General features: G+C 52.2%; 18 protein-coding genes and 1 pseudogene. 12 read left to right on the forward strand and 7 right to left on the reverse strand.

Annotated features, from left to right (window positions below):
• Nucleotides 1-72 precede the first annotated feature (72 nt).
• From DSM465_RS0109920 to DSM465_RS0109930, 3 genes are read left to right on the forward strand one after another with little or no spacing between them, the layout of a single operon-like run.
• On the forward strand, nt 73-825 hold the full coding sequence (locus DSM465_RS0109920; protein ID WP_029761265.1) for a DeoR/GlpR family DNA-binding transcription regulator: 753 nt from the start codon (nt 73-75) through the stop codon (nt 823-825).
• On the forward strand, nt 822-1,733 hold the full coding sequence (gene pfkB / locus DSM465_RS0109925; protein ID WP_029761266.1) for a 1-phosphofructokinase: 912 nt from the start codon (nt 822-824) through the stop codon (nt 1,731-1,733). Before DSM465_RS0109920 ends, pfkB begins: the two co-directional genes overlap by 4 nt.
• A 25-nt stretch (nt 1,734-1,758) precedes the next feature.
• Complete coding sequence (locus DSM465_RS0109930) at nt 1,759-3,630, forward strand: PTS fructose transporter subunit IIABC (RefSeq protein ID WP_029761267.1); 1,872 nt, start codon at nt 1,759-1,761, stop codon at nt 3,628-3,630.
• A gap of 70 nt (nt 3,631-3,700) precedes the next feature.
• Here the strand turns inward: DSM465_RS0109930 and DSM465_RS0109935 are convergent, their stop codons facing one another.
• Nucleotides 3,701-4,678 (reverse strand): MBL fold metallo-hydrolase, encoded by a 978-nt coding sequence (locus DSM465_RS0109935; RefSeq protein ID WP_008880117.1) that lies wholly within the window; start codon nt 4,676-4,678, stop codon nt 3,701-3,703.
• Between the two features lie 89 nt (nt 4,679-4,767).
• Between DSM465_RS0109935 and DSM465_RS0109940 the strand changes: the two genes are divergently transcribed.
• The gene (locus tag DSM465_RS0109940) at nt 4,768-5,169 is read left to right on the forward strand and encodes a secondary thiamine-phosphate synthase enzyme YjbQ (protein WP_008880118.1); all 402 of its coding nucleotides are present in this window, start codon (nt 4,768-4,770) and stop codon (nt 5,167-5,169) included.
• Between the two features lie 137 nt (nt 5,170-5,306).
• Here DSM465_RS0109940 and map read toward each other — a convergent pair whose 3' ends face one another.
• Both map and DSM465_RS20155 read right to left on the reverse strand, forming a co-directional pair.
• Nucleotides 5,307-6,056: a type I methionyl aminopeptidase gene (gene map / locus DSM465_RS0109945; RefSeq protein ID WP_008880119.1), complete on the reverse strand. Its 750-nt coding sequence runs from the start codon at nt 6,054-6,056 to the stop codon at nt 5,307-5,309.
• Between the two features lie 215 nt (nt 6,057-6,271).
• Nucleotides 6,272-7,577 (reverse strand): annotated as a pseudogene (locus DSM465_RS20155) (ATP-binding protein).
• A gap of 260 nt (nt 7,578-7,837) precedes the next feature.
• Here DSM465_RS20155 and DSM465_RS0109955 point away from each other — a divergent pair.
• The 6 genes from DSM465_RS0109955 (at nt 7,838) to DSM465_RS0109980 (ending at nt 15,827) form a co-directional block, all read left to right on the forward strand.
• On the forward strand, nt 7,838-10,204 hold the full coding sequence (locus DSM465_RS0109955) for an immune inhibitor A domain-containing protein (protein WP_035498423.1): 2,367 nt from the start codon (nt 7,838-7,840) through the stop codon (nt 10,202-10,204).
• Between the two features lie 317 nt (nt 10,205-10,521).
• Nucleotides 10,522-10,773, forward strand: a complete 252-nt coding sequence (locus DSM465_RS0109960) for a hypothetical protein (RefSeq protein WP_011887492.1) — start codon at nt 10,522-10,524, stop codon at nt 10,771-10,773.
• A 103-nt stretch (nt 10,774-10,876) separates the two neighbouring features.
• Complete coding sequence (locus DSM465_RS0109965) at nt 10,877-11,671, forward strand: uroporphyrinogen-III synthase (RefSeq protein ID WP_029761269.1); 795 nt, start codon at nt 10,877-10,879, stop codon at nt 11,669-11,671.
• A gap of 184 nt (nt 11,672-11,855) precedes the next feature.
• Nucleotides 11,856-12,872, forward strand: a complete 1,017-nt coding sequence (locus DSM465_RS0109970) for a 2-oxoacid:acceptor oxidoreductase family protein (RefSeq protein ID WP_172437868.1) — start codon at nt 11,856-11,858, stop codon at nt 12,870-12,872.
• Nucleotides 12,863-15,157: a thiamine pyrophosphate-dependent enzyme gene (locus tag DSM465_RS0109975; protein ID WP_029761272.1), complete on the forward strand. Its 2,295-nt coding sequence runs from the start codon at nt 12,863-12,865 to the stop codon at nt 15,155-15,157. The genes DSM465_RS0109970 and DSM465_RS0109975 overlap by 10 nt, the downstream gene beginning before the upstream one ends.
• A gap of 139 nt (nt 15,158-15,296) precedes the next feature.
• A complete protein-coding gene (locus DSM465_RS0109980) occupies nt 15,297-15,827 on the forward strand; it encodes a hemerythrin domain-containing protein (RefSeq protein ID WP_008880127.1) in 531 nt (176 codons plus the stop codon).
• A 244-nt stretch (nt 15,828-16,071) separates the two neighbouring features.
• Here the strand turns inward: DSM465_RS0109980 and narI are convergent, their stop codons facing one another.
• Genes narI through DSM465_RS0110000 form a run of 4 tightly spaced genes read right to left on the reverse strand, consistent with a single transcriptional unit; the run spans nt 16,072 to nt 22,526 of the window.
• The gene (narI, locus tag DSM465_RS0109985) at nt 16,072-16,776 is read right to left on the reverse strand and encodes a respiratory nitrate reductase subunit gamma (protein ID WP_029761273.1); all 705 of its coding nucleotides are present in this window, start codon (nt 16,774-16,776) and stop codon (nt 16,072-16,074) included.
• The gene (gene narJ, locus DSM465_RS0109990; RefSeq protein ID WP_029761274.1) at nt 16,752-17,327 is read right to left on the reverse strand and encodes a nitrate reductase molybdenum cofactor assembly chaperone; all 576 of its coding nucleotides are present in this window, start codon (nt 17,325-17,327) and stop codon (nt 16,752-16,754) included. Before narJ ends, narI begins: the two co-directional genes overlap by 25 nt.
• Before the next feature lie 53 nt (nt 17,328-17,380).
• On the reverse strand, nt 17,381-18,850 hold the full coding sequence (narH, locus tag DSM465_RS0109995) for a nitrate reductase subunit beta (protein WP_029761275.1): 1,470 nt from the start codon (nt 18,848-18,850) through the stop codon (nt 17,381-17,383).
• A complete protein-coding gene (locus tag DSM465_RS0110000) occupies nt 18,840-22,526 on the reverse strand; it encodes a nitrate reductase subunit alpha (RefSeq protein WP_011887489.1) in 3,687 nt (1,228 codons plus the stop codon). Before DSM465_RS0110000 ends, narH begins: the two co-directional genes overlap by 11 nt.
• A gap of 172 nt (nt 22,527-22,698) precedes the next feature.
• Between DSM465_RS0110000 and DSM465_RS0110005 the strand changes: the two genes are divergently transcribed.
• Both DSM465_RS0110005 and DSM465_RS0110010 read left to right on the forward strand, forming a co-directional pair.
• The gene (locus tag DSM465_RS0110005) at nt 22,699-23,202 is read left to right on the forward strand and encodes a metal-dependent hydrolase (protein WP_008880133.1); all 504 of its coding nucleotides are present in this window, start codon (nt 22,699-22,701) and stop codon (nt 23,200-23,202) included.
• 75 nt (nt 23,203-23,277) lie between these two features.
• Entirely contained in the window at nt 23,278-24,027 is a 750-nt protein-coding gene (locus DSM465_RS0110010; protein WP_008880134.1) for an alpha/beta hydrolase, read from the forward strand.
• The last annotated feature ends 33 nt before the right edge of the window (nt 24,028-24,060 follow it).

A 24,060-nucleotide genomic window follows, 5' to 3' on the forward strand; every position in this document is an offset into this window, starting at 1 on the left:
TGATTGATTTTTTCTCTGTTTTCGCTTATGATAGGGATACAAGCGATATCGATCATCATGGGAGGTGGAAACGTGCTGACCGAAGAGCGCCACCGTCTCATTTTGGAACTTTTGGCGCAAAAAGAAATTGTCAAGCTGCAAGAGCTCGTGGAGGCGACCGGTTCTTCCGAGTCGACGATTCGTCGCGATTTGACGCAGCTTGAAAAAGAAAAAAAGCTGCGCCGCGTGCACGGTGGAGCAGCCTTGTTGCAACAAAAACGTGAAGAGTTAAGCGTGTCGGAAAAATCGCTGAAGTATATAGAAGAAAAGCAGCGAATCGCCGCTTATGCGGCCAGTTTGGTACAAAAAGGAAACTGTATTTATTTGGATGCAGGAACGACAACGTGGGAAATGATTCCACATTTGGCTGACAAAGAGGTCACTGTTGTCACGAATGGTGTGATGCATGTGGAACGGTTGCTTGAACATAACATAACGACGTACTTAGTCGGCGGCATGATTAAGCCAAAGACGAAAGCGTTGATTGGGCGAGGGGCCATCGAGTCGCTGCGGCAGTACCGCTTTGACCAATGCTTTATCGGTGCTAACGGTGTTCATGACGAGTATGGCTACACGACGCCGGATCCGGAAGAGGCGCTGGTCAAATATACGGCAATGCAGCTGGCGCAACGCGCGTATGTGCTTGCGGATCATTCGAAACTCAATGAGAGCGCGTTTGCCAAAATTGCTGATTTAAACGAGGCTGTGTTGATTACTGATGAGTTGGATGAAGAGTGGCAAGAACGATATGAAGCAAAAACGATTGTCGAGGTTGTTCGCGTATGATTTACACATGTACGTTTAATCCATCTGTTGACTATGTGGTTCATGTTGATGAATTGCGTGTCGGCGAACTGAACCGTGCGCTGAAAACGTTGACATTCCCAGGAGGGAAAGGAATTAACGTGTCGCGAGTGCTCAAACGTCTCGGTGTCGACAGCACGGCGCTCGGGTTTGCCGGCGGATTTACGGGACAGTTTATTGAAACGGAATTGCAAAAAGAAGGCATTCGCTGTGATTTTGTCCACGTCTCCGGCCAGACGCGCATTAATGTAAAGTTGAAAGCCAAGCAAGAGACGGAAATTAACGGTCAAGGTCCGACCATCGCTAGCGAAGATGCCGCGCAGCTGATGGCGAAAATCGAGACGCTTTCGACTGGTGATGTCCTCGTGTTGGCGGGAAGCGTACCGTCATCACTGCCGGCGGATGTATATGAGCAGATGGCAGCGGAGACAGCGAAACGGAAAGCCCGCCTTGTCGTCGATACGAGCGGTCCGGCGCTCCGAGCGCTGCTCGCTTGCCGGCCGTTTCTTATCAAGCCGAACCATCATGAGCTCGCTGAGCTGTTTGACACCTCTAAGCTTATGAAAGAAGAAATCGTCATCTATGGCCGTTGTTTGACCGAGATGGGAATTCGCCATGTCATCGTGTCGATGGGCGGTGACGGAGCGTTTTATTTCGGCAAGGAAGTCGCGCTGTTTGCCGAAGCGCCGCAAGGAACGGTGAGAAACTCGGTCGGAGCGGGCGATTCAATGGTCGCTGGCTTTTTGGCCGCCCAAGAGAGCGGGAAATCGATCGAAGAAGCGTTCGCTTACAGCGTGGCGGCTGGAAGTGCGACGGCGTTTTCCGAAGATTTATGCACGAAAGAAGAAGTGGAAGCACTCGTCGACCGCATTCGCGTCATACGTTTATAAACGGAAATAAAGGGGGATCGCCAAAATGAACATCACCGATTTGTTGACAAAAGAAACAATCATTCTTGCACTTCGAGCGCAGACAAAGAGCGAAGTGATTGATGAATTGGCCGCCAAGCTCGCTGAGGTGGGAGCAGTCAGCGATGTCGAGGCGTTCAAACAAGCGATCTGGGCGCGTGAAAAGCAAAGCACGACCGGCGTCGGAGAGGGCATTGCCATTCCGCATGCCAAAACGGCGGCGGTCAAGCGCCCGGCCGTGGCATTCGGCCGTTCAGCGGAAGGCATTGATTACGAATCGCTCGATGGCAAGCCGAGCCATTTGTTTTTCATGATTGCCGCCCCCGAAGGTGGGGAGCAAACGCATTTGCAGGCGTTGGCTCGGTTGTCTTCGATGTTGATGGACGCGTCGTTCCGCGCTGCTCTTGAAAACGCTTCAAATGAAGAGGAAATCGTCCGTTTGTTGGCGGCAAAAGAGAGCGAAGAGGAAGAGCCATCGCTAGGGACAGCGTCAGCTGACAACGGACGGAAAGTGCTCGCCGTTACCGCCTGCCCGACCGGGATTGCCCATACGTATATGGCTGCTGATGCACTGAAAGCAAAAGCAGCGGAAATGGGTGTGATGATAAAAGTAGAAACCAATGGATCTGATGGGGTGAAAAATGCTCTCACCGCACAGGAGATTGAAGATGCTGCGGCGATTATTGTCGCGGCTGATAAACAAGTCGAAATGGATCGCTTCGATGGCAAACATGTGATCCAAGTACCGGTCGCCCAAGCGATTCGCCAGCCGGAAACGCTCATTGAGCAAGCGCTGCGCCAAGATGCGCCAATTTACCGAGCGAGCGGTGCTCCGCAGGGCGGCGCGGGGGCGGCAAAACCGCGCACTGGCTTTTATAAACATTTGATGAACGGCGTTTCGAATATGCTTCCATTCGTCGTCGGTGGCGGGATTTTGATCGCGCTCTCCTTCACTTTCGGCATTAAGGCGTTTGACCCGAACGACCCGTCGTACCATCCATTTGCTAAAGCATTGATGGACATCGGCGGCGGCAATGCATTTGCCTTAATGATTCCTGTGCTTGCTGCGTTTATCGCGATGAGCATTGCCGATCGGCCAGGATTTGCGCCAGGGATGGTCGGCGGCTTTATGGCAGCCAACGGCGGCGCTGGTTTCCTCGGCGGATTGATCGCTGGCTTTTTGGCCGGGTATTTGGTCGTCGGACTGCGGAAATTATTCAGCCGCTTGCCGCAATCGTTAGAAGGAATTAAACCGGTGTTATTGTATCCGTTGTTCGGCATTTTCTTGACCGGTATCATTATGATGTATATTGTCATCGATCCAGTGAAAGCGTTGAATGAAGGGTTGAAACATTGGCTTTCCGGCATGGGGACGGCGAACTTAGTGCTGCTTGGCGCGGTGTTAGGCGGCATGATGGCGGTTGATATGGGCGGCCCGATTAACAAAGCGGCGTTTACGTTCGGAATCGCCATGATCGATGCTGGCAACTATGCGCCACATGCGGCCATTATGGCTGGCGGGATGGTGCCGCCGCTCGGGTTGGCGCTGGCGACGACGTTCTTTAAAAAGAAATTTACGAAAGCCGAACGCGAGGCTGGCAAAACGTGCTATATTATGGGCGCTTCGTTCATTACGGAAGGAGCGATTCCGTTTGCGGCAGCTGATCCGATGCGGGTGATTCCGTCGATTATCGTCGGCTCGGCTGTAGCTGGGGCGTTGACGATGTTGTTTGGCATCGGCCTTCCGGCGCCGCACGGCGGCATTTTCGTCATTCCAATTGTCAAAGGAAGCGCATGGCTGTACATCCTCGCTATTTTGATCGGCTCGGCCGTGACAGCCCTGATGGTAGGGTTGTGGAAAAAAGAAGTGAAAGAATAAGAGAAAAAGCGTTCCGCGGGCAGCGGAGCGCTTTTTTCTTTGCCTCAGTCGCGGACGTTCATGCGGACGTTCATTGCTCGTTTCCGTCGGATTCAGCATGCCCATATTCACGCTTAGCGGCTAGTTGAGCAGCGATGTCCATCACCTCGCCGAGCTTCAGGCAAAGCAGGCGGCTGTCATCCAATCCGCGCCGCCGCCACTCGGCCCATAAGCGGTCGAGCGCTTCTTTTGGTGTATCGTCGGCGAGCCGGAAGGCACCGTAATGCATTGGAACAAACAAACGGGCGCGGCAATCTAAAAACGCCTGCACCGCTTCTTCCGGTGTTGTGTGCTGCGGCCCCATGAACCATTCTGGCTCATACGCACCGATCGGCAGGAGAGCATAGTCGATCAAAAAGCGTTCACCGATGTCGCGAAAACCGCGGAAATAGCCGCTGTCGCCAGCGAAATAAACCGTCGGGGCGCCGTTGGCTTCGATGACCCATCCGCCCCAGTGTGATGTATTCATATCCCAAAGCGTCCGCCGCGTCCAATGTTGAGCAGGAACAAATGTTAGCGATACGTTGCGAAAAGTAGTTGTTTCCCACCATGACAGTTCAGTGACATGACGGTAGCCACGCCGGTGGAACAGGCGGCTGAGGCCGGCCGGAACGAATATATGCGGGTCACCGGGCAATCGGCGAAGGCTGCTGAAATGCAAATGGTCGTAATGGCCATGGGAGATTAAAACGGCGTCAACGGGTGGCATCTCTTCAAGAGGCACGCCTGGGGCCGACAGGCGTTTGGCCGTTCCCATCCGCTTCGCCCAGACGGGGTCGGTGACGATTGTGATGCCGTTTACTTGCACGACGAACGTCGAATGGCCGATCCAACAAAGCTGCGGTCGTCCGTTCGGCTGATGAAGCCGGTCCCATTGCGGCGGCACGGCGTGCGGTACGACATAGGACAAGTCTTTTCGCTTTTGCTTCCGTTCTCGCTGCCAGCGGCGAAAATCGGCCCACGTTTTTTGCATGGATACGTTATCTAAATTTTCATACCGTTTCGGCATCGTTTTTCTCTCCTTGCTCGTTTTGCGCTATAATTAGAGTAGCAAACATTTCTTTCCGGTACAAAATCTTTGTTCAGGTGGTGGAATCGATGCTTCGTTCCTTTACGATCCGCACGGCGAAGCGGGATGAAATGATTGATATTACCTCATTTGTCGAGGAGACGGTGCGCCTGTCTAAGGTAGAAGAGGGGATGGCTGTCGTCTATTGTCCGCACACGACGGCAGGAATCACGATTAATGAAAACGCGGACCCCGATGTTAAACGCGACATGATGCGCCGTTTTGATGAAACGTATCCGTGGGAGCACCCACTTGACCGTCATATGGAAGGGAACACAGCCGCTCATATGAAAGCAAGCACCGTCGGAGCGTCGCAGCACGTCATTATTCACGAAGGTCGGCTGCTGCTTGGGCGCTGGCAAGGCATTTATTTTTGCGAGTATGACGGACCACGTCAGCGCACCGTTTACATCAAAGTGCTCGAGGGATAGATAACCATAATTATATTATGTAAACTTAATTAAAAATCACCGCATAACAGAAATCATCAGAAGAGGATGAAAAACCCGGGTGAACGTCTCCCGGGTTTTTCTCATCGAAGTTAGCCGCTAGGAAGCCATTGGCGTGCTCATGCCAGCGTTGTTAAAATGAGCGGCCCGTCTTTCGTAATGGCGATCGTATGTTCATATTGCGCTGAGTACGAGCCGTCAATGGTTCGCGCCGTCCAACCGTTCGCGTCCATTTTGCTTTGCCAAGCCCCCATGTTGACCATCGGTTCGATCGTAATGACCATTCCTTCTTTTAAGCGCATCCCTTTTCCTTTTTCGCCAAAATGGGGAATGTACGGCTCTTCATGAATTTTCGGCCCGATGCCGTGCCCGGTGAAATCGCGGACGACGGAAAACCCGTGCGATTCGACGTACGTTTGAATGGCATGGCCGATATCGCCGATCCGGTTGCCAAGAACCGCTTGTTCAATCCCTTTATATAGCGACTGCTCGGTGACATGAAGCAAAGTTTGCACGTCTTCGTCGATATCGCCGATGGCGTACGTCCAAGCGGAATCGGCGAGCGCTCCGCGCCAATTGACGACAAAATCGATGGTGACGATATCCCCTTCCTTAAGCGGTTCTTTGCGCGGAAACCCGTGGCAAATTTCATCGTTTACCGAAGCACATGTGGCATATGGATAGCCGCGGTATCCTTTTTGTTCCGGCTTGGCGCCGTATTTGGCCAAAAACGTTTCCACGAACCGGTCGATCTCCATAGTAGTTACCCCCGGTCCGATGCGTTTGGCGATTTCTTGATGGCAGGCAGCGAGCAGCTTCCCTGCCTCGCGCATCAATTGAATTTCCCGTTCTGTTTTGACGTGAATCATCCCAACGTCTCCTTTTCTCTCGATGTGTTTCCACTCCTATAGTATTGTAACAAAAACAACGGCGGTGATAAACCACGATGAAATGAACAGAGAATAGATGAAAAGGATGCCTGAAAAATGAGGCATCCTTTTTGGACGATAGAAGTTGTGATCATCCTTTTGTTGTTTTGCTTTCAAACGAAAAAGGAGAGCGCTAACAATCCGGACAGTTATGTTTACAGTACGGCAAACAGCTGTTTTTCCTTATCAGAAATTCGAGAAGAGGACAGGGACGAAGCGAGCGGCAAATAAATCGATACGGTCGTCCCCCTATGTATTTCGCTTTCGATTCGAATGGTGCCGTTCATCGATTCAATGATGCGGTATACAACCATCATTCCAAGACCGGTGCCTTTTACCCCTTTGGTCGTAAAGTATGGCTCGCCAAGCCGTTCAAGCTGTTCTTTCGTCATGCCGACGCCAGTGTCGGCAATGCGGATGAGCACGCGCCCATCGTCGATCGAGACGTATACTTGCAACGTTCCGCCGTTTGGCATCGCTTCGATGGCGTTTTTCATGACATTGAGCAAACATTGGCGGAATTTTTCACGTTCGCCCATGACAGAGAAAGGGGACAGCGTCGTTTTGATATCAACACAACTCATATTAGCCAACGGACGAATGATGTCAATGACTCGTTCAATCTCCAGCTTGACGTTCAGTTTTTCTGGCGTTTCCGGCGCGGGTTTTGCGAAGGTCAAATAATCGGTAATGATCGCCTCGGCCCGGTCGAGCTCTTCCATAGCAATGCGTGCATATTGGCGTCGTTTATCGGCGGCGAGCGGCTGTTCTTCAATCAGTTGGATAAACCCGCGTGCCGCGGTGAGTGGATTGCGGATTTCATGAGAGATTGAGGCCGCCAAATGGGTGACCGCTTCCATTTTCTCAGCACGAATGATCCGCTTGCGCAGCGCGATATTGTGGCGCGCCATCTCTCGAAAAGCGCAGACGATGAACATGCTCGCTGGCTGCACAAGCAAAAACATGAGTGACACTGAAAGCGGGGGGGAGAGCAGAGGGCGCCATCCCTCCCGTCAGAGCGACCGTCAACAGGCCAGAACCGAAGCTGAGCGTTGTGGTGAGCAATATTCGTTGCTTGGTTGGCAACCGCTCAAACTTTTTGGTCAGTAAACTGCTTGCTGCTGCAATGACGATGGAAACGATGGCAGTGATAAAGATGCCGATTCCTCCAAATAAAGTTCGGTAAGTGATGGTGACGATCGCTAAGCACGCTGCCGCCCCCGTCCCGCCATACAAGCTGCCGAGCCAAAGCGGAATTTGCCGCAAATCAAAAATATAGCTGTTTCCCGTGCCGACGGGGAGAGTGATGCATAAGACGATCACGATCGCGTAGCAGACGGTTGGCAAATAAAGGCGGAGGCGTTTTGGTCCCTTTTCTTGCTCTGTCCAAAACGGGACGAGAAATACCGGTAGGAGAATAAAAAATAAGTTGAGCAAAAAATCTTTGAAAATACTAAGCATCGCGACACCCTCTTTCCCATCGTCAGCTGCATAGCGCGAATTCCTACAAAAACTGCGAATATATTACATTGTAACCGGAAAATGCGCGAGATGTTAAGGTAGAATCCATAGCCTTTTTTTGATATAAATCTTGTTTTTTCGACAACGATAGGTAAAAAGAAATGTTTTGCATCTATGAAAAAGTTCTCTTTCTTTTCTAGTAATTGTATAATATTTTAAATATATAAAATTATATTAATTATTTGATAGGAGGGGGCTTTTTGAAAAAACGATCGATTCTTTCATTGACAGCGGCGCTGTCGCTCGGAATAGGGCTGTGGGCGGCGCCGGCAAAAGCGCCGCAAGCAGCCAACACCGCGGCGATCCCGGCGGTGAAGCAAGGCGGGCCAGTCGATTTTGCCATTGCCAATGAAGACAAACTGACGGAAATGTTAAAACGAAACGGAACGCTTCGCTCCAATGCGACTCCCGCTGAGGCAGAACAGGAGGTGCGCAAGTATTTGCGGCAAAAGGCAGCTCACATGCCGCGGGCAAAGGGGGAACTGTACGAAAAAGAGAAGAAGCGCACCGAAGTGTTGCGACAAAAATTGCGGACAAACGGCGTGCTGAATGGGAAAGGGAAAAAACTTGGCCAATCAAAGACAGCTTCCGTGCCGCCCGTCCAGCCGGAGCCGTGGAATGGGGGCAAACGGGTCGACCGAGTGCTCGTCTTGCTCATTGAATATCCGGATTTTCCGCACAACAGCATTCAACCAAATGAAACAGACATGTATTACAAAGATTATACACGCGAGCACTATGAAGACATGATTTTTGGCGGCGATGATGGCTATTACGAAGGGCCAAACGGCGAAAAACTCATGTCGGTGAAACAATATTACGAAGAACAATCGGGAGGCAGCTATTCGATCGAAGGAAAGGTGGCTGGTTGGTACAAAGCCAAACATCCTGCCAAATATTACGGCGGCAACGTGCCGGCGCCGGACGGGAACGATGCCAACCCGCGTGAGCTTGTGCGCGAAGCGCTGATGGCGGCAGCCAACGATCCGACCATTGATTTAAGCGAGTTTGACCAAGAGGATCGGTATGATTTGGACGGTGACGGCAATTACCGCGAGCCAGACGGCTTGATCGACCATTTGATGATCATCCACTCGAGCGTCGGTGAAGAGGCGGGCGGCGGTTCGCTCGGCGGTGATGCTATTTGGTCGCACCGTTGGAATTTAGGATCGGTATACCCGATTCCGAACACGACGACTGAGGTGCCGTATTGGAATGGTCAGCTGGCTGCTTATGACTATACGGTCGAGCCGGCCGACGGGGCTGCGGGGGTGTTCGCCCACGAATACGGTCACGATTTAGGGTTGCCGGATGAATATGATACCATTTACTCCGGCTTGGGCGAACCGATTGCGTATTGGTCGATCATGTCGAGCGGCAGCTGGGCGGGGCGCATTCCGGGCACGGAGCCGACCGGTTTCAGCGCCTGGGCAAAACAGTTTTTGCAGTCAACCATGCCGGGAAGCAACTGGCTGCACGGAACGACCGTGGAATGGGATGAAGTGACGAAACAAGGAGTAGAGGTTGTATTGGATGAAGCCAATACGAAAGGAACAAACAACGATGCCGTGCGCATCAACTTGCCGGATAAGAAAACTACCATCGTTTCTCCAGCCAGCGGCGCCTATGCATACTTCTCCGGCAAAGGGAATAATTTGAACAGCTCTATGTCCACCACAGTTGATTTGACAGGCGCATCGCAAGCAGTATTGACGTTTGATGCATGGTATGCGATTGAGAAAGATTGGGATTACGGCGTGGTTGAAGTGAAGGAACAAAGTTCGAATCAATGGGTAACGGTTTCAGGAAATATTACAACGACCGACGACCCAAATGGGCAAAACCCAGGCAACGGCATTACCGACACATCGGACGGTTGGGTGAAAGCCGAGTTTGACTTGTCGGCGTACGCAGGCCAAACGATTGAGCTGCGTTTCCGTTACGTGACCGATGCGTATGTATCGGAAGCTGGCTGGTATATTGATAATGTTCAAGTGATGGCAGACAAAACAGCCATACTTACGGACGGAGCGGAAAACGAGAGCGTTTTCGTGTTGGATGGTTTTGCGAAAAGCGACGGTACGCTGCGTTCGAAACATTACTATTTGTTGGAATGGCGCAACCACCGTGGCGTTGATAAAGGACTGGCGCATATTTTGCGCGGCGATCAATTGCTGTCGTACGACCCGGGCCTTGTTGTTTGGTATGTGGATGAGTCATATGACAACAACTGGACAGGCGTCCATCCGGGTGAAGGGTTCCTTGGTGTCGTGGATGCTAATCAGCACACGTTGAAATGGTCAGGCAATACGGTGGCTTCCACGCGCTATCAAGTGCATGATGCGGCATTTAGTTTGCAAAAAGGCGTGCCGTTTCGCGTTGAAATTGACGGATCGAAACTGATCGACAACGACACGTCGCCGTTGCCGGTTTTTGATGACAGCCGGTCGTACCGTAACAAAGGAGCGGTTGATGCGGGGCGGAACGTGCCGACGTACGGTTTAAAAATTCGCGTCGTCGGTGAAAGTGCCGACCGCACTGCGGCACGTGTGTTGATTTACCGCTAATCGAGCAAAAAGGGTGTTCCAAAATGGGCACCCTTTTTGTATATACGCACGGAACCATTCAAACAGTTTATCTCTTGTGTCTTTCTTGAAGACAGAAGATTTTTGGGGAGCGGCATCTTTCTTTTTAGCCGATATAGGGAAAACAACTAAAGTGCTTAGTTTATCGAAAGTGGGGAACGCTTGTGTGGCGTTGATGAAAGTTTCTCGACACCATTTGTCATTCATTTGCCGAATTTGTTGATTTTTCTTCACTCCTTTTTCCGTTTTTTCCTTTTATAATCATAAGTAGGAATGGATGAGAGGGGAGAGCAAATAGAATGAAAGAATTGTGCCAACAGCTTTCGGTGTGGATTGCCCAGAAGCAGCCAGTGCGCGTGCAAACGGCGCAAGGGGAGGAGACGGTTGTGCTGCCGGTCAAGTTGTATCAGGAAGCGCGCAAACTGTTCGTTTATAATCGGCAAATGCGGTTGATGAACATTCCGTTAGATGGGATTATTTCTGTGCAGCCGACGCGCATTACCGGTTCGTTTGACCGCCGGGGAGAGGAAGCCATCGTACATACTCGCTGAGACGGTGACACGCGCCTTTTAGGGTGCGTGTTTTTTCATTGCCTAGGCGGGGGCGATCTTTTAGAATGGAAAGGACGAATGATTGACGACGGGAGGGAAACGAATGCGCGGCAAACGGGTCGCCTTATGCGCTTCGCGCAAGTTAGACGAAATGACAACACTCATTGAAAAGCAAGGAGGAACGGCCGTCATCCGCCCGGCGCAAGGGACGGTTTTTTTAAAAGGAAGTGAACTCAGTGAGGAAATGCGCGCGATCATTATGATGCGGCCGGACTGGATAGTGTTTACAACGGGCATTGGGGTTGAAGCGCTCTGGAAAACGGCTGAAAGGGAAGGGATCGCGGTTGAGTGGAAGCGCGTGATCGAGAATGCTGATATCGCTGCGCGCGGCTATAAAACGGTGGCGGCATTGAAAAACATCGGCGTCATCCCAACAGCGGTGAGCGAAGACGGGACGACGAAGGGATTGATTTCCGCCCTTAACGCGCATGACTTTGCCGGCAAGAGCGTCGTCGCACAGCTATACGGTGATACGGCGCCAGTCTTGAAGCAATTTTTCCTTACGCGCGGTGCGTCTTACACAGAGCTATTCCCGTATCGGCATGTCGCCCCGGATCACGAGATGCTGGAGACGCTATACAACGAAGTCGTCGGGCGCAAAATTGATGCGGTCTGTTTTACATCGGCGATACAAGTCCGCTTTTTCTTTTCGTTTGCCCGGGAGAAACAAGATATCACTCCGCTGCTTGAGGCGTTCTGCACCGATGTCGTCGCCTGTGCTGTCGGGAAAGTGACGAAAGAAGCGCTGGAAGAGGAAGGAGTCAGCCGCGTCATCGCCCCTGAACATGAGCGGATGGGAGCGATGATCGTGACGCTTGCCCGTTATTTTCAACAATAAGCCCCGTTGGGGCTTTTTGTTTTATATCAATTGTCCCATCTGTTATATAAGAATTTATCTTGTTATTCACTGTTTTATATTACGTGTTTCACCAAAATCTACAAACTGTTTGATTTTTGTCACAGTTTTTCGAACATTTTCCACTTATAATAAAACTGGGGATGTATTTTTCACATGGGAGGGGATGACGATGCTGCCAAAGACGAATGAGCAAGGTTTTTTTGAGATTCGCCTCGAGTCGATCGGCGGGTTGGGGGCGAACTTGGCGGGGAAAATGTTCGCTGAGGCTGGCGTGTTGTGGTCGGGGCTGAATGGGGCGAACTTTTCTTCGTACGGTTCCGAGAAAAAAGGAACACCGGTCAAAAGCTTTATCCGCTTTTGCGAGCCGCATATTGAAATTCGTGATCATAGTCCGATCGCCACTCCGCACGTCATTGGTGTGTTTCATGAGGCACTCGCCAAAATGGTCGATGTGACGAGCGGTCTTGTCGCTGACGGAACGGCCGTCGTGAATTCAACGCGCGAGTTCGATGACATTCGCCGCGATTTACGCCTGCCTTACGGGACGTTGGTGATAGTCGATGCGCTCGGCATCGCTGTCGAGGAGCGAGTGAAAATCAACATGCCGATGGTAGGGGCGCTGTTGCGCGTTTGTTCTTTTATCCAACCGGAAGCGATGGAGACGGTCATTCGCCGGACGTTCGCCACAAAAGCGCCGCATCTCGTCGAAGCAAATATTCGCGCTTTTCGTCGCGGGTATGAGGAAGTGCGGATTCAAGCATCTCCCGCTCCGGCGGAGGAAAGAACGTTCGTCCGTCCCAGTCCTCGATTTGGATATGAAACACAGCTGATCGGCGGTGTGATTGTCGCTGGCGGAAATAGTTTGTTGAAAAATGTAAGCGGTTCCCGTCAAGGGTTTTTGCCACGTTGGGAAGCCGACAAATGTATTCATTGTGTCGCCTGTGACAACGTCTGTCCCGATCTTTGCTTCGTTTGGGAGGAACGGGTGGACAAAAAAGGGCGCAAACAGATGTTTTTAGCTGGCATTGACTATCAATATTGCAAAGGTTGTTTAAAATGTGTCGAAGCGTGTCCGACGGCTGCGCTTGTGGCCGAACGGGAAGTGCCGGGATTTGCCGAAGCACATTCCTTGAAACATTCGTTTTCGTTTATGAAAGGGGGAATGGAAGCATGGCAATGATTGAAAAAGATGTTGAGATGGCCAACCAAGCAGTACAAGAGATGACGTTTGCCTCCGGCAATGAAATGGCGGCGTTAGCGGCGAGTCAAATTAACTATCACATTATGGGTTACTTCCCGATCACGCCGTCAACGGAAATCGCCCAGCTGCTTGATCAAATGAAAGGGCGGGGCGAACATGAAACGATGCTCATTCCAGCGGATGGTGAGCACGGTTCAGCCGGGATTTGCTACGGCGCGTCGCTCATGGGGGCGCGCGTGCTGAACGCCACGAGTGCCAACGGGCTGATGTACATGCTTGAACAACTGCCAGTGCAATCAGGCACCCGCTTTCCGATGGTATTGAATCTCGTCACCCGCTCGGTCAGCGGTCCGCTCGATATTCACGGCGACCATTCCGATTTGTATTTTACGCTCAACACCGGCTGGGTTGTGCTGCTAGCCCGCACGCCGCAAGCCGTTTACGATATGAACGTCATGGCGCTCAAAATCGCCGAACATGAGGACGTCCGCCTGCCGGTCATCATCGCGTATGACGGGTTTTTCACCTCACATCAAAAACGGAAAGTGCATTATTTCCGCGATCGTGAAACGGTGCAGGCGTTCATCGGTCCGCGCAAAGAAGGGTTCCCGACAGCAGCCGATCCGAAACGCCCTGTGACGATCGGAGCACATATGGGCGGCGATGATTTGATCAACAACCATTATCAACAGTCTGTCGCCTTGTACCGGGCTGGCGACGTATTCCGGCAAGTGGCCGCGGAATATGAAAAATGGTCGGGGCGTCGCTATGAGCCGCTCGATTTATACCGGATGGAAGATGCCGAAGTGGCGCTGTTTTTGCTCAACTCGGCGGCAGAGACGGCGAAAGACGTAGCCGACCGCCTGCGAAAACAAGGGATAAAAGCGGGCGTCATCAGTCCGAACATTATTCGCCCGTTCCCGGCCGAGGAGATCCGCCAAGCGCTAAAACATGTGAAAGCACTGTTGATCGGTGAGCGGGCCGATTCGTACGGGGCGCACGGTGCGAATATGACGCATGAAGTGAAAGCGGCACTGCAGGAAGACCGCGATAATCAGACGATCGTATTAAGCCGTGTTTACGGCCTTGGCGGCAAAGATTTTTACGCCGAAGACGCTGAAGCATTGTTCCGGATGGCCATTGATGCGATGGAAAAAGGAAAAGCGGAAAAAACGTTTGACTATTTCGGCCACGTGCCTGGACGTCTTGAGCAGCAACCGAAACGGCTGCTTGAACCGATCCATGGCGATGCGTTCCGCAGCGGGCTCATCCACGTGACGGTCGATGACAAAACGAAACGGCTAAACGTCAAAATTCCGCCGCTGCGGGCGCTGACCGCCAAGCCGAAGCGTCTCGCCCCAGGGCATGGGGCATGCCCAGGATGCGGCATTTTCCCGGGGCTCGAGCTGTTTTTCAAAGGAATTGAAGGCGATATCGTCGTCTTGTTCCAAACCGGATGCGCGTACGTCGTTTCAGCCGCGTATCCGTACAGCTCGCATAAACAAACGATGGTGCACAATTTGTTCCAAAACGGGGCGGCAACGCTCTCGGGCATGGTTGAAGCGTTCTTCGAACTGAAGCGGCGCGGCGAGCTTAATGTCTCGGATGATGTCACGTTTGTCATGGTCACCGGTGACGGCGGGATGGACATCGGCATGGGGTCCGCCATCGGGACGGCGCTACGCAACCATAAGCTGATCATCATTGAATATGATAACGAAGGTTATATGAACACCGGGGCGCAAATGTCGTACTCGACCCCGATGGGCCATATGACCACAACAACCGGGGTTGGAAAAGGACAACGCGGAAAATCGTTCCATCATAAAGATACGCCGCAAATTATGGCAGCAACGAACATCCCGTACGTTTTCACCGGGACAGAAGCGTTTCCGCAAGACTTGGTGAAAAAAGCGGCGAAAGCGCAATGGTACGCGCAGCATGAAGGAACGGTGTATGGTAAGCTGCTCATTACTTGTCCGCTCAACTGGAAATCGGAGGAGCGGTACGGGGAAACCATTTTGCAGGCAGCGGTGAATTCATGCTTTTTCCCGCTGTATGAAGTGGAGCGGGGGAAAACGACGATTACGTACAATCCAGAAGCAAAAGGACGCCGCATCCCGTTAAGTGAATGGCTAAAATATATGGGAAAAACGAAGCATTTGCTTCGGGAAGAAAACAAAGATTTGCTGCGCGAGTTGGAGGAGGAAGTGGAACGGAGATGGACGATCTTAAAAGCGAAGCATGAACATCCGTATCTATAAAAGGGTGTCGCAGCACGCTGTGCGCGTGCTGTTTTTTTATGCTTGCCCTTTGGTTGGTGTGATATGGCTCACAACGGGGAAGAGGATGCGCACGGTATAATGGAGACAACGAACAGATCATCAAAAGGGGGAAACGTTGATGCATTCATTTTGTCATATGGGCGGCCCTGAAGGGGTAAAGCTATGCGCTGGCTTGGCGCAATTAAAACAGGAACACGGCCCGCTGCGCGTCCAAATGGAGCAGCTACTCGCTACAGCGGAAGCGATCGGACAAGGGGCAGATGACCGCAACTGGCGCGAGCCGCTCGCCGAATTGAGAGAAAAAGTCGAATCGTTCGTCTCGGTTTTAGATCCGCATTCAGAGCGGGAAGAGGGAGTGTTGTTCCCGATGATGGCCGAGTACATCGGGCGGACGACCGGACCAATCGCCGTCATGGAATACGAACACGAACAGGCAAAAGCACGTCTTTCCATGTTTTTAGAAAAAGCTGCCCAACTGCCAGAGAAAGTTGACACCGATCAGGCGTTGACGCTCGCTGGCGCGGTCATTGAGGCGCATCATATTTTGGATGAGCATTTCATGAAAGAAGAAAATGTGCTCTTCCCGATGGCCGAGCGGCTGTTGTCGGACGAGGAGAAAGAGGAACTGTTTGTGCGCATTAATGAGTAACGAATGGAAAACGGGATGCCTCCTGATTGAGAGCATCCCGTTTTTTGTTTGTATTTCATTCATGGTGTGATCTTGTTGGCGGATGGTGATGGATGATTGTTGGGATATGAACGCGTATGTTTCTTTATTTCAGCTGCTATCAAGGTTGAAGAGCCGCAGTCGTATAAGAAGGCGAGGGCAACTTGTCCTCGCCTGCTCCATGATCGCCGTGTTTGGCGTTCCTGGTGTAATGCTCGCCGCTCGCTCATTGAGCGCGTTTGAACGGTTCTGCTTGTTTTGGCATTCGCTTCCGATAAACGACATAGCTGCGCTGCAAGTAGCGGATCGGAAAGCTGAACACGTGAACGAGACGGGTGAATGGCCACGAAGCGAACAAGCCGAACGCAGCGAGAATATGGATTTGAAACCAAAGCGGCACCGTTTCCATATAGGCTGGATTCGGACGGAACGTAAGAAGGCCACGGAACCACGGGCCGATCGTCGTCCGGTAGTCAAACCCGTGCGAATCGACGTTCAGAAATGTCGATGATAGTCCGCTGGCGATGACGATGGCTAAAAATCCGAGCGCCACCCAGTCGCCAGTGCTGCTTGTCGCCCGCACACGTTTCACCGTGAGGCGGCGACGGAAAAGGATCACTAAACCGACGAGCGCGGCCAAGCCGGCTGGGATGCCGCCCGCCAAGGCGATGACGTGGTACATCTCTTCGGTGATGCCTAACGCTGTATAAAATGATTCAGGAATGAGAATTCCCATCACGTGACCGACGAAAACGAACAAGATACCCCAGTGAAAGAGAAGGCTTCCAAGGCGCAACTGCCGTTTTTCGAGCAGTTCGCTTGATTTTGATGTCCAGCCGAACTGGTCGCGTTGGTAGCGCCAAATATGGCCAGCAACAAAGAGCACAAGCGACAAATAAGGAACAATTATCCAGAGAAATTGACGAGCCATGCCGTTGCACTTCCTTTCGGTATCGGCGTGACGCCGAGTTGAGTAAAGGTAAGGTTGAGCGTTTCAAATAGCTGTACGTACGGGCTGCCTGCGGCTGCCAACCGCTCGCCGATTTCGCGGATATGGCCGGCATAATCGGCGAGCAAGGAGATGGCATGAGGTTCCTCCGCATAGGCGAGAAATTCAAGCATAAGCGGCAAGTAATCGGGCAGTTCGTGCTCGGAGACGGTGAATCCGGCCGCCTCGTAACGTGCTTTTAAGGCGACGAGTTCGATTCCGCGCTCCCGTTGTTCACCATTTGTCATATACGTAAGATACAAATTCGTTTTTTTGCCGAAGTCAAATGTTTCGACATATTGCTCCATCCGATCTCGAGCCGGAGTGGCTGCAAGCTGCTCGGCAACCGCCAAAAGCGGCGTGCGGACGGTTTCATCTTCGAGCGAACGGATGGCTTCCAAGTAGTCAGGAAGCGATTCAGCCCACTGTTCGTCCGGATAGGACAACAAATAGGACACACATAAAAAGATGGTTTGCCGTTGTTCGCTGTTCATCATGCATCCTCCATTTTCGTTGTTTGAGGGGAAGGGGGCGAAGCCCGCCCTCATCAAAGCGTGCCGCAAGCGCCCGGACCGCCGGCAAATGCGAGCCCACAGCTGCCTTGTTCGGTGTAGAGATCCGCTACTTCCTCGCGGTGTGACGCCGGGATGACAAAGCGATCTTCGTATTTGGCGATCGCGAGCAAGCGGTACATCTCTTCGATGTCCTCATGGCTTAAGCCGAGTGACTCGATGAGACGAATGTCCGGCTGTTTGTTCGTCTGTTTCGCCCTCATGTACGAACGCATCGCCGCCATTTTTTTCAATGTCGTGCGGATGTGCGCTGTATCGCCGGCCGTCAGCAAATTCGCCAAATATTCGATCGGAATGCGCATTTCATCAATGGCTGGGAAGATGTCATCGGCGTTCGCGCCGCTTCCTTTTCCTTCGATCGTATTCATGATCGGGCTTAACGGTGGAATGTACCATACCATTGGCAGTGTCCGATATTCCGGGTGCAGCGGCAAAGCGATTTTCCAGTCAACGATCATTTTGTAAATCGGCGAGCGCTGCGCCGCTGCAATCCATTCGTCCGGAATGCCGGCTTTTTTCGCTTCTGCGATGACAGTCGGATCGTTTGGGTCAAGGAAAATATCAAGTTGGGCGTGATACAGCTGTTTCTCATCTGTGACGCTCGCCGCTTCCTTCACTTTATCCGCGTCATACAGCATGACGCCGATGTAACGGATGCGGCCGACACATGTTTCCGAGCAAATTGTCGGCAAGCCGGCTTCGATGCGCGGGAAACAGAGCGTGCATTTTTCCGCTTTGTTCGTTTGCCAGTTGAAATATACTTTTTTGTACGGGCAGCTGGTGACGCAATATCGCCAAGCGCGGCAGGCGTTTTGGTCGACGAGGACGATGCCGTCCTCATCGCGTTTGTACATAGCGCCCGATGGGCAGCTCGATACGCATGACGGATTGAGACAATGTTCACAAATGCGCGGCAAATACATCATAAAGACATCTTCGAATTCTGCTTGGATCGCCTGCTCCATTTTGACAACGTTCGGGTCGCGCAAGCCGGTGACATGGGCCCCGGCCAAGTCGTCTTCCCAGTTCGGTCCCCACGATACTTCCATCCATTCACCGGTGATGGCCGATTTCGGCCGGGCAACCGGCTGATACCGCTTTTGCGGGCTGTTCGTCAACGTTTCGTAGTCGTAGTTCCATGGTTCGTAGTAATCGTCGATCGTCGGCTGGTACGGGTTGTAGAACAAATTGACGAGCCGCATGGCTTTCGGGCCGGATTTAAGCCGCAATTCGCCGTCTTTTAATTCCCAGCCGCCTTTATATTTATCTTGATCTTCCCACTGTTTCGGATAGCCGATCCCCGGCTTTGTTTCCACGTTGTTAAAGTACATATATTCGGCGCCGGGCCGGTTTGTCCATGTGTTTTTGCATGTGACGCTGCACGTATGGCAGCCGATACATTTATCCAAATTCATGACCATGCCGACTTGCGCTTTAATCTTCAAGCCAATCAACCTCCTCTAATTTGCGGATGACAACGAACAAGTCGCGTTGGTTGCCCGTCGGTCCGTAATAGTTGAATCCGTAGCTTAACTGCGCGTATCCGCCGATCATATGCGTCGGTTTCACATGGATGCGTGTCGGGCTGTTGTGCGTGCCGCCGCGGTTGTTCGTCAGCTTCGTGCCCGGCACGTTAATATGGCGGTCTTGCGCGTGGTGCATAAACGCCATGCCGCGCGGGAGACGGTGCGAGACGACGGCGCGGGCGACGACAACGCCGTTTTCGTTGAAACATTCGATCCAGTCGTTGTCTGTGATGCCGGCTTCGGCTGCGTCGTCTTTGTTCATCCAGACGGTCGGTCCGCCGCGGAACAATGTCAACATTGGCAGCGAATCGAAATACATGCTGTGAATCGACCATTTGTTATGCGGTGTCAAATAGTTTAAGACGACCTCTTTTCCGTTTTCCGTCGGCCGTTTGTTCGAGAATGGGCGGTGCGGCAAGACTGGCTTGAACGTTGCCATCGTTTCACCGAACTCGTGCATCAGTTCATGGTCGATGTAAAACGACTGTCTGCCGGTCAGTGTCCGCCACGGAATGAGCCGTTCGACGTTCGTCGTAAACGGCGAGTAACGCCGTCCGCCTTTTTCCGAACCGCTAAAGGCCGGTGAAGTGATGACCGTTTTCGGCTGAGCGGTGATTTGTTCAAACGTGAAGCACTCTTCTTCGCGTTCTTTCGCCAAGTCAGCAAGCTCCAAATTCGTCTTTTTCTCGAGCGCTTCCCATGCTTTGACGGCCATTTTTCCGTTTGTGGTCGACGACAGCGTCAAAATCGCTTCAGCTGCTTTTTTCGCTTCGCTAATGTCCGGGCAACCATCGGCGATGGAAGCGCGTCGGACAGTGCCAAGCCGGCGTTTCAGCTGTTCGTATTCGTCTTTCGCCGTCCAGGCGATCCCTTTTGTACCGATCGGCTGGCGGGCGACATTCGGACCTAAAGCGGTCATTTGGTCGTAAAGAAGGGTATAGTCGCGTTCAATGACGTGAATGTTCGGCATTGTTTTGCCCGGAATCGGTTCGATCTCGCCTTTGCTCCAGTCTTTCACTTCACCAAACGGCTGCGCCAGTTCTTGCGCCGTATCGTGCAAAAGCGGGGTGGCGACGACTTCTTTCATCGGCTTCAAGCCGGCTTGTTTGGCGACATCAGATACGGCTTTAGCGAGTGATTTGAAAATATCCCAGTCCGAGCGTGCTTCCCAGAGCGGAGGCACGGCTGGATTGAACGGATGGACGAACGGATGCATATCCGTGCTGCTTAAGTCATGTTTTTCATACCATGTCGCTGCCGGCAGGACGACATCGGAGTAGAGCGCTGTGCCGGCCATGCGGAAGTCCAAGTTGACAAGCAGATCGAGCTTGCCTTCCGGCGCTTCATCGCGCCAGCGGATTTCTTCCGGGCGCAGGCTGTCGCGGTCATCGTTTAACAAGCCGTTCGTCGTGCCAAGCAAATGTTTTAAGAAATATTCATGCCCTTTGCCGGAGCTTGAGATTAAGTTAGCGCGCCAAACGATCAAGTTGCGCGGGAAGTTCGCTTCATGATCCGGATCTTCGATAGCAAACTGCAATTCTTTATTTTTCAGCTGTTTCGCGACATAGGCGCCGATCTCTTCCGGCGTGCGAGCTCCATGGCTTACTGCTTCGTTATACAGCTCGATGCCATTTTTGTTAAACGTCGGGTACGACGGCAGCCAGCCGAGCCGGGCGGCCAAAACATTGTAATCGCCAGGGTGCGAATAGCGCGCTTTTTTAGCCAACGGCGAGATGAGTTCATCGATTGGCCGCTCTTCATAGCGCCATTGGTCAGTCGCAAAGTAGAAGAACGACGTGCCGTTTTGCAATTTTGCCGGTCCAACCCAGTCGCGAGCGGTGGCGATCGTCTGCCATCCTTCCGCTGGGCGCAGTTTCTCTTGCCCGACGTAATGGGCCCAACCGCCGCCGTTGACCCCTTGGGCGCCGACGAACAAGACAAGGTTCAGCACAGCGCGATAAATCGTATCCGAGTTAAACCAATGGTTAATGCCAGCACCGACGATGATCATCGACCGGCCGTTCGTGTCGATCGCATTGTCAGCAAACTCGCGGGCGATTTTCACGACAAGTTCGCGCTTGACGCCGGTGATGGCTTCTTGCCATGCCGGGGTGAACGGCACATCGTCATCGTACGAACGGGCGACTGTGCCGCCGATGCCGCGGTCGATGCCATAGTTGGCCAAAATCAAGTCATAGACGGTCGTGACGTAAACGTCTCCCGTTACGGTTTGCACTTTTTTCACTGGAACCGCGCGTTCGATCGTTTTTCCGCCGTCAGCGGTGAAATATGGAAGCTGGATCGAGATGACTTCATCTTCGCTCCCTAAAAACGACAGGCGTGGCTCAAGCGGCTGTTCTGTTTCCTCATCAACAAGACGCAAGTTCCATTTTCCTTTGTCTTCCCAGCGCGTGCCGATCGTTCCGTTCGGCACGGCAAACGAGTCGGTGTTCTCGTCGTAGATAACCGGCTTCCATTCGGCATTTTCGGTATGTTTGCCAAGATCTTTGGCCAACAAGAAGCGGCCGGCCGTCCATGCACCGCCGTCTTGTTTTAAAGTGACGATAAACGGAAAATCGGTGTACGTTTTTGCATATTGTTCAAAGTACGGGATAGTCCGTTTGACATAATATTCGTTTAAAATGACGTGCCCCATTGCCATAGCCAAAGCGCCGTCCGTTCCTTGTTTCACTGACAGCCAATCATCGGCAAATTTCGTCGACTCGGCGTAATCAGGGCTGACGGACACAACTTTCGTGCCGCGGTAGCGCACTTCAGCTAAAAAGTGAGCGTCCGGCGTCCGGGTGAGCGGGACATTTGAGCCCCACGTGATGATGTAACCGGCATTGTACCAGTCGCTTGATTCCGGCACGTCCGTTTGATCGCCCCAAATTTGCGGCGATGCCGGCGGCAAATCGGCGTACCAATCATAGAAGCTTAACATCGGTCCGCCCATCAGTTGCATAAACCGTGACCCAGCGGCATGACTGACCATCGACATCGCTGGGATCGGAGAGAAGCCGACATTGCGATCTGGGCCGTATTTTACGACCGTATATAATAAGGAAGCAGCGACAAGCGTCAATGCTTCGTCCCAGCTGACGCGCACGAATCCACCTTTCCCGCGCGCCTGTTTGTAGCGCTTTGCTTTTTCCCGGTCTTCGACGATGCTTTTCCACGCTTTTAGCGGATTGTTTGGGTAATAGGTAAGCGCCTCACGCCACATGTCAAGCAAGATGCCGCGAACATACGGGTATTTGACGCGCAGCGGGCTGTACATATACCATGAGAAGCTCGCGCCGCGCGGGCAGCCGCGTGGTTCAAAGTCTGGCATATCCGGTCCGGTCGACGGATAGTCGAGCTGCTGTCCTTCCCACGTGACAATGCCGTTTTTGACGTAAATGTTCCAACTGCATGACCCGGTACAGTTGACGCCATGAGTTGAACGGACGACTTTGTCGTGCTGCCAGCGTCGGCGGTATGCATCTTCCCAGGCGCGGTCGCCGTAGGTTACTTCGCTATGTCCATCGGCTTGACGCTCGATCGGACGAATATATTTGAAACGGTTAGCGAGTGGAGATCGTCTTCGCTTCATTTTGTTCACTCCTTAATTAGCGTTTTGTACTTTTAACTATAGCCATGATGTCAATAACGCGATGTTAATTTTGTCACATTTGGTCGCATTGTCACAAATTCGTCAAAGAAGCGAACAAATATTCTTTGTTATGGTATAATGGGGAAAACAAGGAAGTTTGAGGGGATGTTCGTTGCGGTATTCGAGTCATGTGATCGTTTCATTATGCCTCGGGGCGTCGGTATCTACGTATACGGCGCTTCCGTTTACTGCTGCCTATACGGCTGGTCTTGTCATCGGCAGCCTTCTTCCTGATATTGACGAGCCGTCGTCGTATGTCGGACGCCGTTCGTTTGGCGTCGCAAGTAAAGTCAAAGAAGCATTTGGCCATCGTGGCATGACGCATTCGTTCATCGTCTGGGGTGTGCTTGCTGCCCTCGTGTGGCGCGACTCATCGTCGCCGTTCGCCGCCGGGATCGTGCTTGGCTATTTGTTTCATATTATTGAAGACTTTTTTTCTGTCCAAGGGGTGCCTTTGTTTTGGCCGTTTTCTTCGAAGCGGTGGAAAGTGCCGCTCTATCGGACGGGAAAAGGGATGGAAAAAGTGTTGGTTTACGCTGCCTTAACCGGCTTCGTTTATTTCGTGGCCAACGGATTGTTCCGCGAGTGGTGGCAATCGATTTTATTCATTTGGTGAGAGGTTGAAAAAGGAAACGGAGATGGGGGCGGCGAATGTATATGGATGAAAAAGACAGATAAGGGAGAGGACACGATGAAAGAACGATATCCTGTACTTCCCGGCGCAGAGCCGTTTTACGCTGAAAACGGGCCGGTCGGGGTGCTGTTGTCGCACGGGTTCACGGGCACGCCACACAGCATGCGCCCGCTTGCTGAAGCGTATGCCCAAGCCGGTTATACCGTTTGCTTGCCGCGCTTAAAGGGGCATGGGACGCACTACGAAGACATGGAACGAACGACGTTCCACGATTGGATTGCCTCGGTCGAGGAAGGATATGAATGGCTGAAACAACGATGCCAAACCATTTTTGTCACCGGGCTGTCGATGGGTGGGACGCTCACGCTTTATTTGGCGGAACAGCACCCGGAGATTTGCGGCATCGTACCGATTAACGCCGCTGTCGATATTCCGGCCATCGCCGCTGGGATGACGGGTGGGGGCGAGGTGCCGAGGTATCTTGACTCGATCGGTTCAGATTTGAAAAATCCAGATGTGAAAGAATTATCATACGAGAAAACGCCAACTGCATCGCTCCTTCAGCTGGCTCAATTGATGGAGCGTGTGAAAGAAGAGCTTGGACGCATTACTTGCCCGGCGCTAATTTTCGTTTCCGATGAAGACCATGTTGTGCCGCCTGGGAATGCCGATATCATTTTTCAAGGCGTTCAATCGTCAGAGAAAGAGATCGTCCGTCTTCACAACAGCTACCATGTAGCAACATTAGATTATGATCAGCAAACGATTATCGAACGGTCACTTCAGTTTTTCGCCAAACATGCTTGAACGCTCTCCCGTCTACGCTCACGCTGAGAAGGG

The sequence above is a fragment of the Geobacillus thermodenitrificans subsp. thermodenitrificans DSM 465 genome, assembly GCF_000496575.1.
Taxonomy (GTDB): domain Bacteria; phylum Bacillota; class Bacilli; order Bacillales; family Anoxybacillaceae; genus Geobacillus; species Geobacillus thermodenitrificans.

What these genes read in the sequence shown, in the direction of transcription:
- DSM465_RS0109960 (WP_011887492.1), top strand. Translation starts at nt 10,522, where the DNA reads ATGAAAGAATTGTGCCAACAGCTTTCGGTGTGGATTGCCCAGAAGCAG.
- DSM465_RS0109935 (WP_008880117.1), bottom strand. Translation starts at nt 4,678, where the DNA reads ATGCCGAAACGGTATGAAAATTTAGATAACGTATCCATGCAAAAAACG.
- DSM465_RS0109940 (WP_008880118.1), top strand. Translation starts at nt 4,768, where the DNA reads ATGCTTCGTTCCTTTACGATCCGCACGGCGAAGCGGGATGAAATGATT.
- DSM465_RS0109970 (WP_172437868.1), top strand. Translation starts at nt 11,856, where the DNA reads ATGACGATGCTGCCAAAGACGAATGAGCAAGGTTTTTTTGAGATTCGC.
- pfkB (WP_029761266.1), top strand. Translation starts at nt 822, where the DNA reads ATGATTTACACATGTACGTTTAATCCATCTGTTGACTATGTGGTTCAT.
- DSM465_RS0110010 (WP_008880134.1), top strand. Translation starts at nt 23,278, where the DNA reads ATGAAAGAACGATATCCTGTACTTCCCGGCGCAGAGCCGTTTTACGCT.
- DSM465_RS0109930 (WP_029761267.1), top strand. Translation starts at nt 1,759, where the DNA reads ATGAACATCACCGATTTGTTGACAAAAGAAACAATCATTCTTGCACTT.
- DSM465_RS0109980 (WP_008880127.1), top strand. Translation starts at nt 15,297, where the DNA reads ATGCATTCATTTTGTCATATGGGCGGCCCTGAAGGGGTAAAGCTATGC.
- map (WP_008880119.1), bottom strand. Translation starts at nt 6,056, where the DNA reads ATGATTCACGTCAAAACAGAACGGGAAATTCAATTGATGCGCGAGGCA.
- DSM465_RS0109975 (WP_029761272.1), top strand. Translation starts at nt 12,863, where the DNA reads ATGGCAATGATTGAAAAAGATGTTGAGATGGCCAACCAAGCAGTACAA.
- DSM465_RS0109965 (WP_029761269.1), top strand. Translation starts at nt 10,877, where the DNA reads ATGCGCGGCAAACGGGTCGCCTTATGCGCTTCGCGCAAGTTAGACGAA.
- narI (WP_029761273.1), bottom strand. Translation starts at nt 16,776, where the DNA reads ATGGCTCGTCAATTTCTCTGGATAATTGTTCCTTATTTGTCGCTTGTG.
- DSM465_RS0110000 (WP_011887489.1), bottom strand. Translation starts at nt 22,526, where the DNA reads ATGAAGCGAAGACGATCTCCACTCGCTAACCGTTTCAAATATATTCGT.
- narJ (WP_029761274.1), bottom strand. Translation starts at nt 17,327, where the DNA reads ATGAACAGCGAACAACGGCAAACCATCTTTTTATGTGTGTCCTATTTG.